Source organism: Streptomyces sp. NPDC048411 (assembly GCF_040704695.1).
Classification (GTDB): Bacteria; Actinomycetota; Actinomycetes; order Streptomycetales; family Streptomycetaceae; genus Streptomyces.
Genome location: NZ_JBEZKL010000018.1, coordinates 43000 through 61119 on the forward strand (window position 1 = coordinate 43000; position 18120 = coordinate 61119).

The following is an 18120-nucleotide window of genomic DNA, read 5'->3' on the forward strand; positions in this document are numbered from 1 at the left end:
ACTGGTCAACTTTGTAACGGGGACACAGCGGGGTACAGCACAGCAACGCATTCACAGGAGGCCGCCGGTGAGACGAGCGCGCCCGGGGGCACCGCCCGGAGGAACGGGTGGCCGCACCCTGACCAGCGTCGGAGCAGATGCCGGCTTCGACGGGAACCGGTCCGCGGACAGAACCGTCGACGGGGCCACCGACCGAACCACCGGCCCCGAGCCGGTGGGGGTGAAGGAGGAACGCACCCAGTCGAAACTGTGGCACATCACGCTCAGCGTCTCGGGCACCGAGACGCCGCTGAGGGAGGTCAGACGCGGTCTGGAACAGCTCGCGCATGACCACCCCTTCCTGCTGACCAGTCGGTACGCCAACGACCACGCGGAGATCCGCTACTGGGAGGAGGCCCGCGATCTGCACGACGCGGCGGCGGTCGCGCTGCGGCTGTGGGGCGAGCACCGCTCCAGCGCCAAACTGCCGCCCTGGGAGATCGTCGGCCTGGAGGTCATCGACCGGGAGACGTACCACCAGCGGATCGCCGAGGGATACGGGCCGCCGCCGGCTGCACCGGTCGGCGTCCACCCGTACTGAACCGGCCCGTCCTGGGACGGTTGTCTCGCATCACGGGATACGTGCGGGATGCCCGCAGTGTGCGCACTACCCTGCGGGCATGACCACGCTTTCGCCGTACGACAACATGTCCCCGGTCGCCCAGGCCGCCTACCGGGCACGCTCTGCCGCCGCCGACATCGCGCCACTGCCGCGTGCGGCCAAGGACGACGCACTGCTGGCGATCGCGGACGCGCTGGAAGTGCGGACGAGTGAGATCGTCGAGGCCAACGCCGAGGACGTCGCCCGCGCCCGCGAGGCCGGCACCAGCGAGTCGATCGTCGACCGGCTCACCCTCACCCCCGAGCGGATCCGGGCCATCGCCGCCGATGTGCGGCACGTGGCGGCCCTGCCCGACCCGGTCGGCGAAGTGGTGCGCGGCTCGACCCTGCCCAACGGCATCGACCTGCGCCAGGTCCGGGTGCCGCTCGGCGTCGTCGGGATCATTTACGAGGCCCGGCCCAATGTGACGGTGGACGCCGCGGCGCTCTGCCTGAAGTCCGGCAACGCCGTCCTGCTGCGCGGCTCGTCGTCCGCGTACGCCTCCAACACCGCCCTCGTCCGGGTGCTGCGCGACGCGGTCGGAGGGTCCGGGCTGCCGGCCGACGCGGTGCAGCTGGTGCCGGGCGAGAGCCGCGACTCGGTACGTGAACTGATGCGGGCCCGTGGTCTCGTCGACGTACTGATCCCGCGCGGCGGCGCCTCGCTGATCCGTACGGTCGTGGAGGAATCGACGGTTCCGGTCATCGAGACCGGAACCGGTAACTGCCACGTGTACGTGGACGCTCGGACCGACCTCGACATGGCCGTCGACATCCTGATCAACTCCAAGGCCCAGCGCCCGAGCGTCTGCAACTCCGCCGAGACACTGCTGGTCCACAAGGACATCGCCGCGGAGTTCCTGCCCCGGGCCCTGGACGCGCTGGCCGACGCAGGGGTGACGGTCCACGGTGACGAGCGGGTGCTGGAGTACGCCGACGGGTCCAAGGCCACCGTCGTGGCGGCGACACCCGAGGACTGGGAGACCGAGTACCTCTCGTACGACATCGCGGCAGCCGTCGTCGAATCGCTGGACGCTGCGGTGGCGCACATCCGGCTCTGGTCCTCGGGTCACACCGAGGCGATCGTCACCACCTCGCAGGCCGCTGCCCGCCGGTTCACCCAACTGGTGGATTCCACGACGGTCGCCGTAAATGCGTCCACCCGGTTCACCGACGGCGGGCAGTTCGGGTTCGGTGCGGAAATCGGGATCTCCACGCAGAAGCTGCATGCCAGGGGCCCGATGGGGCTGCCGGAGCTGACCTCGACGAAGTACATCGTGACCGGTGACGGTCACGTTCGGTGATCTCCGGACCCGGCGATTTTGCGCTCTCCCTGCCTAAAACGACCGGCCGGGGCTACGCTGAAGCTGTGCCGGACGACGTGGGGGGCAGGCCGTTTCCGGACGGCTGGGAGCCCGACGACGACCGCGGGGGCGCGGACGAGGACTTCGCCTCCGTGGTGTTCGACGAGGACTTCGTCCGGGCCGCCGGGTACCATGAACCCACCGCGGTGGAGCGGCTGTTGGCCGCTGCCGAGGCGCGTGCCGAGGCCGAGGCGGCCCGAGCCCGCGCAGGCGGCGGCCCCAGCGACGACGAGTTCTTCGACGATGGGTACGGCCCGGGCGGCGACTACGGCCGCGGAAGCCCCTACGGCGACCCGATGGACCCCGATGGGCTGGGCGACGACGACAACGGCCCCTACGGGCGCCACGGAGGCGCCCTGCGCCCCTACCGGGGTGGCGCACGCTGGCACCGGCCGGTGGCCTGGCTGCTCGCGCTGCTGATGGGTATCGGCATGGTCGCGCTGGCCTTCAGCGCGGTCTACCGGGGCGCCTCCGCCAACCGGCAGGACCAGGTGCCGCCGCCCGCCTCGACCGGCGTGGACAGCGCACCGGGTGTCGATGCCGCCCCGTCCGCCCCCTCCGGATATTCCCGGCCTGCGGTCTCCATGGTGCCGCGCACGCCCTGAAGCGAAGCCGCCCCGGCGCATGAGAACCCGGCCCGAGTTCTCACCCGCCAGGGCGTTTACCTTCTTGGCAATCGACCTACTCTGAAGGTGTGACCCCTCCCCCCGGAGGGGGCTTCTCACTCGTCCGCACAGGCGAACTCGTGACGGACAGGCCCTGCCCGAGGCCTATCGGCCGAAGCAGAGCGTAGCGTGTCGGCCTCGGCCGGTGACGTGGAGTCGGGAGAAGTCATGGCAGGCCGTGAAGAACCGCCAGAAGGAGCATCCGGGAACGCAGCCGGTGGCGGCGAGGACGAGTACCGATCCGTCGTCTTCGACGAGTCGTTCGTCCGTGCTGCCCGGCTCCAGGAATTCTCCGCCCAGGAACGCATGGGCGAGCACGCCCGCGCCGTACGCAGCCTCCCCGCCCGGCGCCTGCGCACCGGCTCCCGGGCCGTCCTGGCCCTCGTCGTCCTGATAGCCCTGGCCTTCGCCGCGGCCGTCTACATAGGCTTCCGGCATCCGTACCAGGCGCCCGTCGGCCGACGGGCCGAGGCACTTCGCTCGACCGTCATACCTCTGGCACCCCGAGGCGCCGTGCCCGGCGGAACGGCCGCCGGTCTCTTCGCCACCAGCCCCGCCGCACAGTTCCGGACAGGTGCCTCAGGCATCAACTTCCCGATGGTCCGGCGGACGGACAACTTCTCGGACAGTCAGGTGATCACGGCCCTGACCACGGTCAAGGACTACCTGGTCGCGTCCTCCCTCGACCCCGATGTCCTCACCCGCGGCGCCACCCGGCCGGTGAAGCTCCTGCTCGACCCGGACCAGGTGAGTCAGTTCGACCGGAGCATGAGCCGACCGGACGACGACGGGCGGCACGCCGCGGCCGGCTGGCTGGTGCGGTTCGACCCGGCGAAGGTGGCACTGGCCGACCCCGGCATTCGGGTCCAGGGCACCCTGGCCTACTCGGAGGAGGGGTCCGACACCCTGGAGGTGGTGTCGGACCACACCTTCACGTACGCCCTTCGCCCGGCTGTCTCCGGCCCCCAACAGGCGGGCGGCGTCTCCTTGTTCACCGTCCGGCGCGAGCTGCAGTTCCGCTTCGACCGGGAGGACCTGCGGCTGCACCGGCTGGAGCTGCGGACCAGCTACGTCCAGGCCGGACCGCAGGCGTGCTCGGCCGACACGACCGGCGCACTGCTTCCGCTGCTCGCCGGCCAGCGGGCGGTATCCCGCGGACCGGCGGGCACCGACCCGTACGCCACGGGCAGGCCCGCTGGGGCGCTCTGCGGGGCGCTGGAGCTCAGCGCCCGCCCGTCCCGGGCTCCTGTGAGCGCTAGTGCCCCTCCCGTTACTAGCTCTCCGGGTCTTCCGGCCCCGACTGCCGGGTCCCTTCGGAGCCACCCGTAGCGCCACCCTTGCCGGCCGAGCCGCCGCCGGTGAACTTGTCGCGGAGCTTGCCGCCCAGGTCCCCGGCGCCGCCCGCTATGTCGCCGACCAGCTTCATCAGCGGATCCTTGCTGGTTCGCACCGAATCGGCGTAATGAGAGGCGGACTCCCGGAACGAGTCCGTCACCGAGGCGTCCTTGTCCTCATCACGCCGCAGGTAGTGGCCATCCATGATCCGCTGGTAGTCGCGGCTCTCGGACCACTTCTTCAGCTCGGCCGCGCGCACCGTGGTGAACGGGTGGGAGCGGGGCAGCATATTGAGGATCTTGAGCACGGAGTCGCGCAGGTCGCCGCCCTTCTCGTACTCGTCCGCCTGGGCGAGGAAGGCGTCCACGTTCATCTCGTGCAGATGGTTGCCACCGGCGATCTTCATCAGGCCACGCATCGACGCCTGTAGATCCTGGCCGACCAGCAGTCCCGCCCGGTCCGAGGAAAGCTCCGACTTGCGGAACCACTCACGCAGCGCCGTCACGATCGCCATGATCGCGACATTGCCGAGCGGAATCCAGGCGACCTTCAGCGCAAGATTGGTGAGGAACAGCAGAATCGTGCGGTACACGGCGTGGCCGGAGAGGGCGTGTCCCACCTCGTGGCCGACGACCGCCCGCATCTCCTCCTCGTCGAGCAGCTCCACCAGCCCCGTCGTCACCACGATGATCGGCTCGTCGAGACCGATACACATGGCATTGGGCTTCGGGTCCTGGGTGACGTACATCGGCGGGACCTTCTCCAGGTCCAGGATGTAACAGGCGTCGCGCAACATGTCGTTGAGATGGACGAACTGGGCGTCGCTCACCCGAACGGAGTCGGAGAGGAAGAGCAGCCGCAGACTGCGCTCGGGGAGCAGTCCGCTGAGGGCCTTGAACACGGTGTCGAACCCGCTCAGCTTGCGCAGGGCCACCAGGGCCGAGCGGTCCGCCGGGTGTTCGTACGCCCGGGACGAGATGCCTGCGAAACGCCTGCGCTGCCTGCTCGGCACGTTCTCGTGACTCGTGTGGCTGTTGTCGGTCATGGATGGCCCCCTCTTCGTACGAGACGTCGCTCGCCCCCTGACAGATCCCAGCGTAGGTGCTGGGGCTACGGTGTGCGGGGGGCTGTGGACAACTGAGGAGACGCCCAACATGCCGCACACCGTTGCTCTGCTCGCCGCCGCATCCGATGACCAGGGCCCGGGCAACACCATCCGGATCGTGCTGCTCGCCTCACTCATCGGCTCGGCGCTGCTCGCGTGGTTCCTGCTCCGCGGATACCGCAACGACGACAACAACGACTGAGTCGGCGTGAGCGTGTCCGAGGCACCCGCATACGATGTCCGCGACGTCTTCCTTCCGACTCCCGATCGATAGGTCCTGCCGAAGATGAGCCTCACAATCACCGCGCACCAGCTGGTCACTCTCGCCTCCGAGGGCGGCGAGCACGGTGGTAACCACGAAAGCCTCAACCCGTACCTGACCGGTGGCGGTGCGTTCGTCGTACTGCTGCTCCTGCTGTGGATCACCACCCGCTTCAACCGCGACCGCTGAGGCCGAGGCGTACAGCTGTGCCAGTAGGGTCTGCACGCATGGGAGAGCAGGAAGTGCCTACCGGTGCCGCAAGACGCCGACTCGGTGTGATGGGCGGGACGTTTGACCCGATTCATCACGGACACCTGGTGGCGGCCAGCGAGGTGGCCGCCCGGTTCCACCTCGACGAGGTGATCTTCGTGCCGACCGGGCAGCCGTGGCAGAAGAGCCACAAGAATGTGTCCCCGGCCGAGGACCGCTATCTGATGACAGTCATCGCGACGGCGTCCAACCCGCAGTTCTCGGTCAGCCGCAGCGACATCGATCGTGGCGGACCGACGTACACGATCGATACGCTGCGGGACCTTCGTGCCATCCACGGCGACGCGGACCTCTTCTTCATCACCGGTGCCGACGCGCTCTCCCAGATCCTCACCTGGCGGGACGCCGAGGAGCTGTTCTCGCTGTCCCACTTCATCGGTGTGACGCGGCCGGGGCATGTGCTCACGGACGACGGGCTGCCGGAGGGCGGTGTCTCTCTTGTGGAGGTCCCCGCGCTCGCGATCTCGTCCACGGACTGCCGTGAGCGGGTCGCGCACGGGGATCCCGTCTGGTACCTGGTGCCCGACGGCGTGGTCCGATACATCGACAAGCGCCAGCTGTACCGCGGCGAATGAGCCACGGAGAGGGGGGACCGGTGAGCGACCGACAGAACCCGTACGACCCGTACTACCAGCAGCCGCAGATCGTCGGCTACGACGAGTACGGGCAGCCGGTGTATCAGCAGCCCGGGCAGCAGCAGGAACAGCAGCCGCAGCAGTACGACCCGTACGCGCAGCAGGGGCAGCAGGCGCAGCAAGGGTACGGATACGACCCGTACGGCCAGCAGCAGTCGCAGCAGTACGACCCGTATGCCTCCCAGCAGCAGGGTTATGGCTACGACGGGTACGGCTACGACACCGGCCGGCAGCCGGCCGCGGTCGACGCCACCGCGCAGTGGAGCATCCCGCAGCAGGCTCCCGCGCCCGCTCCCGCGCCCGCCCCGCAGCAGCCTGAACCGCGGTCCGGGTTTGACTCCGAGCCCGAGCCGGCCGTTCCGGAGCAGCGCCGCGGGGACCGTGAGGACGGCACCGGGCAGTACTCCTTCATCGAGGAGCCGGACGAGGACTCCGAAGATGTCATCGACTGGCTGAAGTTCACCGAGAGCCGCAGCGAGCGGCGCGAGGAGGCACGGCGACGCGGCCGCAACCGGATGGTCGCGCTCGTGGTCGTGGTGGCCCTCGTCGTCGTCGGCGGTGTCGGCTACCTCTGGTCCGCGGGCAAACTCCCGGGCCTCGGCGGCTCGGAGAAGGAGAACACCGCGACGACGGGTCCGCAGCAGCGCGATGTCATCGTGGTCCATTTGCACAACACCAAGAAGGGCGGCACCTCCACGGCGCTGCTCGTCGACAACGTCACCACCAAGCAGGGGACCACGGTCCTGCTCCCCAACTCCCTCGCCGTCTCCGACGAAGAGGGCAACACGACCACCCTCGGCAAGTCCGTCGACGACGACGGTTCGAGCGGCACCCGCGAGTCGATCGACACGTTGCTCGGCACCAGGATCTCCGGTTCGTGGCGGCTGGACACCCCGTACCTGGAGAACCTCGTCGACCTGGTGGGCAACATCGAGGTCGACACCGACACCGATGTACCCGACACCAAGAAGGGCGTGTCTCCCCTCGTGAAGAAGGGCGAGGCGCAGACCCTGAGCGGGCAGATGGCCGTCGCGTACGCCACCTATCGGGGCCCCGGTGAGGCCGAGGCGAAGCAGTTGATGCGGTTCGGGCAGGTCATGCGTGGCGTGCTGCGGAAGATCTCGGACGATCCGAAGGCCGCCACGGTCACTGTGCAGACGCTGGCGCAGATCCTCGACCCGTCGTTGCCGGAGAAGGACCTCGGCGCGTCCCTGGCGAAGCTCGCCGAACACGCCAAGGTCGGCGACTACAAGACCGCGGTGCTGCCGGTGCAGGCCGACGGAACCCTGACCGACGCGGCCACCGAGAGTGTCGTCAAGGACATCCTCGGCGGCACGGTGAAGTCACCGGACCAGGACGCGGCCGTGCGGGTCGGGGTCAGGAACGGCACCGGGAACGCGGGCGGTACGGAGTCCGCCCGGATCGAGCTGGTCAACGGTGGCTATGCCTTCGTCGGCGGCGGGAACACCGGCACCGAGGTGTTGTCCGAGGTCCTCTACCGCGATGCGGCCGACAAGGAGAAGGCGACCCAAGTCGCCAAGACCCTGGGCCTGCCGGTGAGCGCGGTGAAGCAGGGCAAGCCTGCCGCGAACGCGGATGTGTCCGTCGTTCTCGGCCAGGACTACAAGATCAAATAATCGGGCTCCACTTCCTGGGCGATCTCCGGGAACGATCTCCGGAAGATCGCTGCGTGGGCTGTCGGCGGTCCGTGAGACCCTAGAGGTTGATCTGACCGCCGACGAAAGCCTGCTTGTGACCGCCACGGACCGCTCCATCGAGCTCATCAACGCCGCCGCCCAGGCGGCCGCCGACCGGCTCGCGCACGACATCATTGCGTACGACGTCAGCGACGTGCTGTCGATCACAGACGCCTTCCTGCTGGCCTCGGCCCCCAACGACCGCCAGGTCAAGTCGATCGTCGACGAGATCGAGGAGCGGCTTCAGAAGGAGCTCGGGGTCAAGCCGGTGCGCCGTGAGGGTGAGCGCGACGCCCGCTGGATCCTCCTCGACTACGTCGACATCGTGATCCACGTCCAGCACAGCGAGGAGCGCGTCTTCTACGCGCTGGAGCGCCTGTGGAAGGACTGCCCCGAGATCGCGCTGCCCGAGGACGCCGTCAAGACCCGGGGGAAGGCCGCGGAGCACGCCCAGCTCACCGGCGGCATGGAAGGTGACCAGAGCTGAAAGGCAGCAGCAGCGGCAGCAGGGGTCGCAGGATCGTCCTCTGGCGACATGGCCAGACTGCGTGGAACCTGGAGCGCCGATTCCAGGGCTCCACGGACATCGAGCTCACCGAGACCGGCGTCGGGCAGGCCCACCGGGCCGCCCGGCTGCTCGCCTCACTGAAGCCGGATGCCATCGTCGCCTCGGATCTGCGGCGGGCGGCGGCCACGGCCGCCGAGCTCGCCGCGATCACCGGGCTCGACATCGCCCATGACGCGGGACTGCGCGAGACCTACGCGGGTGCCTGGCAGGGTCTCACCCACGAAGAGATCGTCGAGCGGTACGAGGAGCAGTACGCCGCGTGGAAGCGGGGCGAGCCCGTACGGCGCGGCGGCGGCGAGCTGGAGACCGAGGTCGCCGACCGGGCCGCCCCCGTCGTGCTCGATCACGCCGACAAGCTGCCCGACGGCGGCACGCTCGTCGTGGTCAGTCACGGCGGCACCATCCGCACCACCATCGGGCGGCTGCTCGGCCTGGAAGCGCGCCACTGGGAAGGGCTGGGCGGGCTCTCCAACTGCTGCTGGTCGGTGCTGGGCGAGGGCGCGCGCGGCTGGCGCCTGCTGGAGCACAACGCAGGCACCCTGCCCGAACCCGTGCTCGGCGATTACGCCTAACGGCCTCCCCCACGATGGGGAGCCCACTCCCTGTCGCGGGGGAGGCCGTAAGACGTCTCTCCGGGCGGCGTCGGCCGGATTTCACTTTCTGGCTGGTCACAGGCTAAAGTTCTTCTTGTTCGCAGCGCGGAAACGCAGGGAAACACAGCGAACAGCGGGGCTATAGCTCAGTTGGTAGAGCGCCTGCATGGCATGCAGGAGGTCAGGAGTTCAATTCTCCTTAGCTCCACAATCAGGTATCCCGTCCCCGGCAGGGGGCGGGATACTTGCGTTCCTCCAGGTGTTCCTGGATCCGGCTGTGTTCCCGCACGGGTGCGGCCACTCACCCTTGGCGGCGTCGGCGCAGCGCCGCGACCTGCTCCGCGCTCTCCTCGTCAGCGGGTGTGTACGCCACGATCCGGCACTCCGGAAGTCCGTTGATGGACAGTGACACCGACGTCATCCGTATCTCGTGCTCCGCCGCCCGGTGACGGAACGTCTTCACCCGTGGACCCGGCGGGGCGACATCCCCGCTCCGCCAGAGCTCGGCGAAGTACGGGCTGGCCGTGGAGAGGCGCTCCACCAATGACTCCCAGGCCGGCTCGCCGGCATGGCGCCCGTAGGCCCCGCGCAGCGTCGCCACCATGATCGGCAGCTCCTGGGTCCGGTGCACGACCGGGCAGTCCTCCTCGGCCACCGTGAACAGCTCCCACAGCACGTTCCGTGCCCCCGACTCCGTCAGCGCGGGCACGTTGAACAGGTCGAGGTAGGCGGCATTGGTGGCGAGGACGTCGTACCTCGTGTTGTAGACGACCGCCGGATGCGGGTCGAGGGCGTCGATGATGCCCTGGATCTCCGGGCCGACCTCGATCGTGTCGGCCTGCCTGCCCGGCGCGTACGCCACCTCCGCCAGCTGATAGAGGTGTTCGCGCTCGGGGCCGTCCAGCCGGAGCGTCCGCGCCACGGCGTCCAGCACCTGTGGTGAGGCATTGATGGGGCGGCCCTGCTCCAGCCACGTGTACCAGGTGACACCGACCCCGGAGAGCTGGGCGACCTCCTCGCGGCGCAGGCCCGGAGTGCGGCGGCGCAGGCCCGGCGGCATGCCCACGTCGGCGGGCGTCACCCGTGCCCGGCGACTGCGCAGGAAAGCGGCGAGCTCCGACCGCCGACGGTGCGACTGATGTCGTCGCCGGGCCGGCCGGCTCGGGGCCGGATCTCGCTCGTGGTCCTGCGTGTTCTGCGTGTTGCGCTGTGTCGTCACCGTCATCACACACCCATGGTCGGTGCCCCGTGGCGGAGTTACCAGGTGCTGCCAGTACCAGCATCAGCGGGCTCTCGTTACCGGTATGGGGCCGGCGGCACGCTTCGAGTCATGACATCGGCATCCGAGGCAACTCCACGTTCCGTACCCAGTAAAGACGGCACCACTGACAACGGCGTCACGGACGGACGTCCCGGCCGGCTGCTCGCCCTGGTCCTGGCCGCCCAGTTCATGGCCCTGCTCGACACCTTCATCGTCAATGTCGCCGCCCCGACGATCCGCACCGAACTCGGCGCCTCCGGTGCCGGGTTACAGCTCGTCGTGGCCGGCTACACCATCACATACGCCGTTCTGCTGATCACCGGCGCCAGGCTCGGGGGGCTGCTCGGCCACGGACGTGCCCATCTGGCCGGGCTTGCGGTCTTCACCGCTGCGTCACTCGCCTGCGGACTGGCCGCGGACACCGGACAGTTGATTGCCTTCCGGCTGACCCAGGGGATGGGTGCGGCGGTGATGATTCCGCAGGTGCTCAGCCTGATCCAGCGGCACTTCACCGGTGCGGCGCGCATCCGGGCGCTCGGTGCCTACAGTGCGGTCCTCGCCACCGGCGCGGCCGCCGGGCAGGTCGCGGGCGGGGTGCTGGTCAGCGCCGATCTGTTCGGGGCGGGTTGGCGACCGGTCTTCCTGGTGAACGTACCGATCGGGCTGGTTCTGCTGGTGCTCGGCCGACGCGTGCTGCCACGCGAACCGCGTACCGGGCAGGCCAGGGAGGGAGCGCGGGCCCGTGGGCTCGATCTGCCGGGCCTGGTCCTTCTCACCGCCGCCGTCACGCTGTTCGTCGTGCCCCTCGTCCTCGGGCAGGAGTTGGACTGGCCGGGCTGGTCCTGGGTCTGCCTGCTCGCCTCCGTTGTGTTCTTCACCGGGTTCGTCGCGTACGAGACACGGCTGGCCGCTGGCGGCGGCGCACCCCTGATCGCCCTCAGGGTGCTGCGTATTCCCGGAATCGCGTCGGCGGCGCTGCGGATTCTCCTGGTGATGGCGATCAACGCGGGCTTCCTCTTCGCGACGACGCTGCACGTCCAGGGCGGTCTCGGCTACTCGGCGCTGCGCGCCGGACTGATGTTCGCACCGACCGCGGTGGTCTTCGGTGCGGTCGGGCTGACCTGGCGCCGGTGGCCGGCGGGTCTCCAAAGGGGGCTGGTTCCGGTCGGGTTCGTCCTGGTGGCCGTCGCCTCGGTGGGGATCGGACTGGTGATGCGCGACGGCGGGGACGGCGGATTCATGCTGTATGCGGCTTTGGTCGCCATGGGGGCGGGCGTGTCGCTGGCATTCAGTCCCCTCCTCACCCGCGCACTGGCCGACGTGCGGCCCGAGGATGCCGCCGACGCGAGTGGTGTGCTGGTGACCGTCACTCAGCTGGGTCAGCTCATCGGTGTCGCGACGTTCGGCACGCTGTACCTCAACCGCCTTGACACGTCAGGGGCGCACGGGTCCGGCCATGCGCTTTGGGTGTGCTCCCTCGCGCTGTCGGCGGCCGCGATCGTGGGCGTGTCGGTCGGTCTCGTAAGGCGTCGGTAACGGGTCGATTCCCAGCAGGGCTGCCCCCCTTGCGGGGTCATGGCAGAATCGGACCGCCGGAGGGGGCGACGGACCGAACGGGAGGGAGCGCGCGATGCCTGCGAGCCGCCACGAGGTCGCGGACCTGCCCCTCGTTCCCGGAGTTCCTGAAGTTCCGAGAGAGAACGGCGGCATCTCCCGCATGCGCACGGCCCGTGGCCACGGCCGGAGCTGACCCATGGGTGCACACAGGCGGAAGTGCGACTGGTGTGGCAGCGGTACGCCCATTGTCCGGGACATGGATCCGATCAATGCCGAGTACCAGTACTGGTGCGAGGAGTGTGCGCGGGCGCTGATCATAAAAGGCGACCCGATCGAGACGTACCGGGAGCTGGAGGGGGAGCCGATCTACGGGCGGCTGTTGGAGGAGCACTGCACCCTGAAGCGCTTCTACTCCTTCGCGACCGCCTGAGCACTGTGTCGCACAACCTTCCGGAATTGGGGCAAATCGGTTCCTGGGGGAATCGATTTGGTGGTGGGCCGGGGTGACCGTGTAATGTTCTCGATGTCGCCAGGGAAACCGGGCGGAAAACAGCACGGGGCTATAGCTCAGTTGGTAGAGCGCCTGCATGGCATGCAGGAGGTCAGGAGTTCAATTCTCCTTAGCTCCACAGGGAAGTAGCAGGAAGCGGGTCATCCGAATCGGATGGCCCGCTTCCTGTCTGTGCAGGTCAATTACGGCCGGCAGGCCAACTACGGCCGCTGCCGAGAGTCTTCCGGCCGACGCCCGGCGACAGCGCGGGTCGCTCCGCGGGCGGCTGTTCGATGCGGAGTGCCAGCGCCGGACACCGCCGCACGGCACGCTGTGCGCGCGGTCCCGTTGCCGCATGCCAGGTCGCTCCATACCGACCAGTACGGGGTTTGAGCGGTTGCCCCGATAGAGGGCATTACGCGGAGTAACCTCCCCTTCCCGGACGTTCCGCCATGACCCGGTGCGTGCTCCGTCACCGCCTCGCCGGTGCTCCGGCCGTCCGCCGTCGTCCACGGAGCGGAATCGCCCGGCTGCGCTCCGGGCCCGTGCGGTACCCTGACGCCATGCGTGCCGTACGCCTTCTGCTTAGCGAGCCGCGCTGATCAGTCCCGACCGGTGTGAATGCCTGGTTGGAATCGGCGCGGCGTCCCCTCCTGTGCGAGGGGCTTTTTCGTTTCCGTAAGCGCTGGCAGATGACGATCGATGGAGCTTTGAGGATCATGAGCGAGACGAATTCCGCAGTCGACGTGGCTGCGCCGCACCGCTATACGGCGGCGATGGCCGCCGACATCGAGGCACGCTGGCAGGACTTCTGGGACGCCCACGGCACGTACGAGGCGCCGAACCCGACGGGCGATCTGGCGGGCGACGCGGAGCTGGCCGCCAGGCCGAAGAAGTTCATCATGGACATGTTCCCTTACCCCTCGGGTGCGGGCCTGCACGTCGGTCACCCGCTGGGCTACATCGCCACCGATGTCTACGCCCGCCACCAGCGCATGACCGGGCACAACGTGCTGCACACCCTGGGCTTCGACGCCTTCGGCCTGCCGGCGGAGCAGTACGCCGTACAGACCGGTACGCATCCGCGCGCCTCCACCGAGGCCAACATGGTCAACATGAAGTCCCAGCTGCGCCGGCTGGGCCTGGGCCACGACAAGCGCCGCTCGTTCGCGACGATCGAGGCGGAGTACTACAAGTGGACCCAGTGGATCTTCCTGCAGATCTTCAACTCCTGGTACGACACGGAGGCGGACCGGGCCCGGCCGATCGCCGACCTGGTCGCGCAGTTCGAGAACGGTGAGCGCCCGACCCCGGACGGCCGCGATTGGAGCGCGCTGAGCGCCGTCGAGCGCGCCGATGTCCTGGGCGAGTACCGCCTGGCGTACGCCTCCGACGCCCCCGTCAACTGGTCTCCGGGGCTGGGCACCGTGCTGGCCAATGAAGAGGTGACGGCGGACGGCCGTTCCGAGCGCGGAAACTTCCCCGTCTTCAAGGCCAAGCTGCGCCAGTGGAACATGCGCATCACCGCCTACGCCGACCGGCTGCTGAACGACCTGGACGGGCTGGACTGGCCCGAGGCGATCAAGCTGCAGCAGCGCAACTGGATCGGGCGTTCCGAAGGTGCGCGCGTTGACTTCCCCGTCGACGGCGCCGGTGACATCACCGTCTTCACCACCCGCCAGGACACCCTGTTCGGCGCCGCATACATGGTGCTGGCGCCCGAGCACGAGCTGGTGGAGCGGATCATTCCGGCCGCCTGGCCCGAGGGCACCCACCCGGTGTGGACAGGCGGACACGCGTCCCCGGCCGAGGCCGTCACCGCGTACCGCAAGCAGGCCGCCGCCAAGTCCGATGTGGAGCGCCAGGCCGAGGCCAAGGACAAGACCGGTGTCTTCACCGGTGCGTACGCGACCAACCCGGTCAGCGGCGAGAAGGTGCCCGTCTTCATCGCCGACTACGTCCTGATGGGCTACGGCACCGGCGCGATCATGGCCGTGCCGGCGCACGACGTGCGCGACTTCGCGTTCGCGCGCGCCTTCGAGCTGCCGATGCGCTGCGTCGTCGAGCCGTCGGACGACCGCGGTACGGACACCTCCACGTGGGACGACGCGTTCGCCTCGTACGACGCGAAACTGGTCAACTCCGCCAACGACGAGATCTCGCTGGACGGCCTGGGTGTCGTCGACGCCAAAGCGAAGATCACCGAGTGGCTGAAGGCGAAGGGCCTGGGCGAGGGGACCGTCAACTTCCGGCTGCGCGACTGGCTGTTCAGCCGCCAGCGCTACTGGGGCGAGCCCTTCCCGATCGTCTACGACGAGGACGGCATCGCCCACCCGCTGCCCGAGTCGATGCTGCCGCTGGAGCTGCCGGAGGTCGACGACTACTCGCCGCGCACCTTCGATCCGGAGGACGCCGACACCCAGCCCGAGACTCCGCTGTCCCGTAACGCCGACTGGGTCAACGTCACGCTGGACCTGGGCGACGGCAAGGGCCCGAAGAAGTACCGCCGCGAGACCAACACCATGCCCAACTGGGCCGGTTCCTGCTGGTACGAGCTGCGCTACCTGGACCCGAACAACGACCGGAAGCTGGTCGATCCGGCGATCGAGCAGTACTGGATGGGGCCGCGCGAGGGCCAGCCGACCGGTGGTGTCGACCTGTACGTGGGCGGCGCCGAGCACGCCGTACTGCACCTGCTGTACGCCCGCTTCTGGTCCAAGGTCCTGCACGACCTGGGGCACATCTCGTCGGCGGAGCCGTTCCACAAGCTGTACAACCAGGGCATGATCCAGGCCTTCGTCTACCGGGACAGCCGCGGCATCGCGGTCCCGGCGGCCGAGGTCGAGGAGCGCGACGGCACGTTCTACCACCAGGGCGAGAAGGTCAGCCGCGTCCTGGGCAAGATGGGGAAGTCCCTGAAGAACGCCGTCACGCCCGACGAGATCTGCGCCGAATACGGGGCGGACACGCTGCGTCTGTACGAGATGGCGATGGGCCCGCTGGACGTGTCGCGTCCGTGGGACACGCGCGCCGTCGTCGGTCAGTACCGGCTGCTGCAGCGGCTGTGGCGCAACATCGTCGACGAGGAGACCGGTGAGGTCACCGTCGTGGACACCGAGCCCGGCGAGGACACGCTGCGCGCGCTGCACAAGGCCATCGACGGCGTCGGCCAGGACATGGCCGGGATGCGCTTCAACACCGCCATCGCCAAGGTCACCGAGCTGAACAACCACCTGACCAAGGTGGGCGGCCCGCTGTCGCGGTCCGTCGCCGAGCGGCTGGTGCTGCTGGTCGCACCGCTGGCGCCGCACATCGCCGAGGAGCTGTGGCGCAGGCTGGGCCACACCGAGTCGGTCGTGCACCAGGACTTCCCGGTCGCCGACCCGGCGTACGTCGTGGACGAGACCGTGACCTGCGTGGTGCAGGTCAAGGGCAAGGTCAAGGCGCGGCTGGAGATCTCCCCGTCGATCTCGGACGAGGATCTGGAGGCGCTGGCCCTGGCCGACCCGGCGGTGGTCGCGGCCCTGGACGGGGCCGGGATCCGCAAGGTGATCGTGCGGGCGCCGAAGCTGGTCAACATCGTCCCCGCGTGACGGTCCGCATCCGAGGCTGACCGCCGGTTGTCGTACGGCGGTGTGAGGGCTTTCCCCTACGGGCAGGTTGGGGGTTCCGACGGAACCCCCAACCTGCCTGTTCCGTTTACGGTTGAGGGGCCGGTACCCGGCAGCCGAACCGACATCAAGGGGCGTCATGGAAGCCGTGATCCTGATCCTGGGACTGCTCTTTGTCGCGCTCATGGCCCTGGGCGTCTATGTGAGCGTCAAGGTCATCGGCGCGGCGAAGCGCGGCGTCGACCGCACGATCACGCAGGCGCGCCGCACCGTCGAGGACACCGCGCTGCGGGCGAAGAGTTATGGCCAGCCGGGCGTGGCCGGTGAGCTGGCACAGCTCCGGCTCGCGCTGCGTACGTCGATGCGGGCCACGCAGGAGGCGCTGCAGACAGGGGTGGCCGAGGATGCCTCGCTGTCGGAGTCGCTGGGGCTGTTCCAGCGGCTGAGCGTCCACGGGCGGGAGCTCGACGAGGAGCTGAAGAGGCTGGAGCGCGAGCCCGACCGGGCGACGGTCGCCTCGCTGCTGCCCGGGCTGAAGCAGCGCACGCAGCGGATCACGCACTCCGCGGAGTCGCTGCGGTGGGCCGCGCGCGACCGGGCACGTCAGTTCGCCGACGACGATCTGGCGGCGCTGAACACGCAGATCGACGTGGAGGCGGGGGCGCTGCGGCACTGGACGGTGGAGGAGGCTGTGGAGCCTTCGGCGGGGGCGGAGGCCCGTGCCGAAGGGCGGGCCGGCACCGGCGCGGGGGCACGCCCGGGTGGGGACGGACGGGCGTGGAGTGCGCCGGTCGGCGAGGAGGGGCCGGAGGCGCTCACGGCTCGGGATCCTCGGGGGCAGACTGGCTATCCGTGGCAGAAGGCCGCGCGGCCCGAGACGACGAACTGAGGCGGCGGAGCGGACCCGACCGGGGGACTTCGGTCGCGCGCAGGGGCGGCTGCGGGCACGGTACGCACGCGTGTGGCCGTCGGGTCCGGGTGTGTACAGGCGTGTGGCCGTCGGGTCGGGCTCGAACCGACGTGACTGGTGGTGGCAGGATGCGCCCTGAAGCGACCGGATGTGATCACTCGCTCGGGGGCGGACTGCCGAGCCACCGCCCCGGCAGGTAACCTCCCGCTCATGTCCCGCCATGTCGCGATCGTCACCGATTCCACGGCCCACCTGCCACCCCAGACGATGGAGCGGCATGGCATCACCGCGGTGCCCCTGACCGTCGTCCTCGGCGATCAGGCGCTGGAGGAGGGCACCGAGATCTCGGCCCGCTCCCTCGCGCTGGCGCTCCAGAAGCGCCGGCCCGTGACAACATCCCGGCCCAGCCCCGAGGTCTTCGCCGCGGCGTACCGGGCGGCGGCCGAGGCGGGCGCAACCGGCATCGTCTCGCTGCACCTCTCGGCCGAACTCTCGGGTACGTACGATGCCGCGCTGCTTGCCGCGAAGGACGCTCCGGTGCCGGTGCGGGTCGTGGACACCGGGATGGTGGCCATGGCCCTGGGATTCTGCGCCCTGGCGGCGGCGGAGACGGCGGAGGGGGGCGGCAGCCTGGACGAGGCGGTCGCGGCCGCCGAGAAGCGGGCCGCGGGCACCTCCGCGTACTTCTACGTCGACACGCTGGACTATCTCCGCCGCGGTGGACGCATCGGCGCGGCCCAGGCCCTGCTGGGGTCGGCGCTCGCGGTGAAGCCGCTGCTGCAGCTGGACGGCGGCCGCATCGAGCTGCTGGAGAAGGTACGGACGGCCTCGAAGGCGATCGCACGGCTGGAGGAGATCGTCGTCGAGCGGGCGGGCACGGGCCAGGTGGACATCGCCGTGCACCACTTGGCAGCGCCCGAGCGCGCCGAGCGACTGGCGGAGAGGCTGCGCGTGCGAGTCCCGGGACTGGCCGAACTGCATGTCAGCGAGGTGGGTGCCGTGATCGGTGCGCACACCGGCCCGGGTCTGCTGGGAGCAGTGGTTTCGCCGCGTTGATCTCACTCCTGGGAGTGAGCGAGATATTCACAACGGGTCGGTTGTCCACCGGATACGGGCCTGCTCAGCGGGTTCGCGCAGCTGTGCCTAGCGTCGTGAGGC

At 69.4% G+C, this 18120-nt stretch carries 17 protein-coding genes and 2 tRNA genes; 17 read left to right on the forward strand and 2 right to left on the reverse strand.

The annotated features are described in order from the left end of the window. Positions 1 to 67: 67 nt before the first annotated feature. From AB0915_RS09720 to AB0915_RS09735, 4 genes are all read left to right on the forward strand, one after another. On the forward strand, positions 68 to 580 hold the full coding sequence (locus AB0915_RS09720) for a hypothetical protein (protein WP_366690561.1): 513 nt from the start codon (positions 68 to 70) through the stop codon (positions 578 to 580). A 79-nt stretch (positions 581 to 659) separates the two neighbouring features. Continuing rightward, positions 660 to 1943, forward strand: coding sequence for a glutamate-5-semialdehyde dehydrogenase (locus tag AB0915_RS09725; protein ID WP_366136354.1), 1284 nt, complete (start codon positions 660 to 662; stop codon positions 1941 to 1943). A 65-nt stretch (positions 1944 to 2008) separates the two neighbouring features. Next, entirely contained in the window at positions 2009 to 2608 is a 600-nt protein-coding gene (locus AB0915_RS09730) for a hypothetical protein (protein WP_366690562.1), read from the forward strand. Between the two features lie 228 nt (positions 2609 to 2836). Beyond that, entirely contained in the window at positions 2837 to 3997 is a 1161-nt protein-coding gene (locus AB0915_RS09735) for a hypothetical protein (RefSeq protein ID WP_366690563.1), read from the forward strand. On the opposite strand, the gene AB0915_RS09740 is transcribed toward AB0915_RS09735, so the two are convergent. After that, positions 3942 to 5048, reverse strand: coding sequence for a M48 family metallopeptidase (locus tag AB0915_RS09740; RefSeq protein WP_366690564.1), 1107 nt, complete (start codon positions 5046 to 5048; stop codon positions 3942 to 3944). The two genes, AB0915_RS09735 and AB0915_RS09740, sit on opposite strands and share 56 nt — an antisense overlap. 109 nt (positions 5049 to 5157) lie before the next feature. Between AB0915_RS09740 and AB0915_RS09745 the strand changes: the two genes are divergently transcribed. The 7 genes from AB0915_RS09745 to AB0915_RS09775 all read left to right on the forward strand — a co-directional run bounded on the left by AB0915_RS09745 (position 5158) and on the right by AB0915_RS09775 (position 9341). Beyond that, complete coding sequence (locus AB0915_RS09745) at positions 5158 to 5310, forward strand: hypothetical protein (protein WP_366690565.1); 153 nt, start codon at positions 5158 to 5160, stop codon at positions 5308 to 5310. Positions 5311 to 5394: 84 nt separating this feature from the next. After that, the gene (locus tag AB0915_RS09750; RefSeq protein WP_366690566.1) at positions 5395 to 5559 is read left to right on the forward strand and encodes a hypothetical protein; all 165 of its coding nucleotides are present in this window, start codon (positions 5395 to 5397) and stop codon (positions 5557 to 5559) included. Positions 5560 to 5597: 38 nt separating this feature from the next. Continuing rightward, entirely contained in the window at positions 5598 to 6215 is a 618-nt protein-coding gene (gene nadD, locus AB0915_RS09755; protein WP_366139088.1) for a nicotinate-nucleotide adenylyltransferase, read from the forward strand. Positions 6216 to 6235: 20 nt separating this feature from the next. After that, positions 6236 to 7912 carry an LCP family protein gene (locus AB0915_RS09760; protein ID WP_366690567.1) on the forward strand — a complete coding sequence of 559 codons (1677 nt, stop codon included), beginning with the start codon at positions 6236 to 6238 and terminating at the stop codon, positions 7910 to 7912. Positions 7913 to 8027: 115 nt separating this feature from the next. Beyond that, complete coding sequence (gene rsfS / locus AB0915_RS09765) at positions 8028 to 8459, forward strand: ribosome silencing factor (protein ID WP_366690568.1); 432 nt, start codon at positions 8028 to 8030, stop codon at positions 8457 to 8459. Next, positions 8456 to 9112 carry a histidine phosphatase family protein gene (locus AB0915_RS09770; protein WP_366690588.1) on the forward strand — a complete coding sequence of 219 codons (657 nt, stop codon included), beginning with the start codon at positions 8456 to 8458 and terminating at the stop codon, positions 9110 to 9112. The genes rsfS and AB0915_RS09770 overlap by 4 nt, the downstream gene beginning before the upstream one ends. A gap of 156 nt (positions 9113 to 9268) precedes the next feature. Further along, positions 9269 to 9341, forward strand: a tRNA-Ala gene (locus tag AB0915_RS09775). Positions 9342 to 9434: 93 nt separating this feature from the next. On the opposite strand, the gene AB0915_RS09780 is transcribed toward AB0915_RS09775, so the two are convergent. Further along, on the reverse strand, positions 9435 to 10214 hold the full coding sequence (locus AB0915_RS09780; RefSeq protein ID WP_366690569.1) for a helix-turn-helix transcriptional regulator: 780 nt from the start codon (positions 10212 to 10214) through the stop codon (positions 9435 to 9437). A 348-nt stretch (positions 10215 to 10562) separates the two neighbouring features. Between AB0915_RS09780 and AB0915_RS09785 the strand changes: the two genes are divergently transcribed. The 6 genes from AB0915_RS09785 (at position 10563) to AB0915_RS09810 (ending at position 18018) form a co-directional block, all read left to right on the forward strand. After that, positions 10563 to 11930, forward strand: a complete 1368-nt coding sequence (locus AB0915_RS09785) for an MFS transporter (RefSeq protein WP_366690589.1) — start codon at positions 10563 to 10565, stop codon at positions 11928 to 11930. Positions 11931 to 12147: 217 nt separating this feature from the next. Next, positions 12148 to 12381, forward strand: a complete 234-nt coding sequence (locus AB0915_RS09790) for a hypothetical protein (RefSeq protein WP_018487125.1) — start codon at positions 12148 to 12150, stop codon at positions 12379 to 12381. A gap of 126 nt (positions 12382 to 12507) precedes the next feature. Then, positions 12508 to 12580, forward strand: a tRNA-Ala gene (locus AB0915_RS09795). 580 nt (positions 12581 to 13160) lie between these two features. After that, positions 13161 to 16034 (forward strand): leucine--tRNA ligase, encoded by a 2874-nt coding sequence (leuS, locus tag AB0915_RS09800; RefSeq protein WP_366690570.1) that lies wholly within the window; start codon positions 13161 to 13163, stop codon positions 16032 to 16034. A gap of 157 nt (positions 16035 to 16191) precedes the next feature. Beyond that, positions 16192 to 16941, forward strand: a complete 750-nt coding sequence (locus AB0915_RS09805) for a hypothetical protein (protein ID WP_366690571.1) — start codon at positions 16192 to 16194, stop codon at positions 16939 to 16941. Positions 16942 to 17172: 231 nt separating this feature from the next. Then, positions 17173 to 18018, forward strand: coding sequence for a DegV family protein (locus tag AB0915_RS09810; RefSeq protein ID WP_366138805.1), 846 nt, complete (start codon positions 17173 to 17175; stop codon positions 18016 to 18018). Positions 18019 to 18120: the final 102 nt, after the last annotated feature.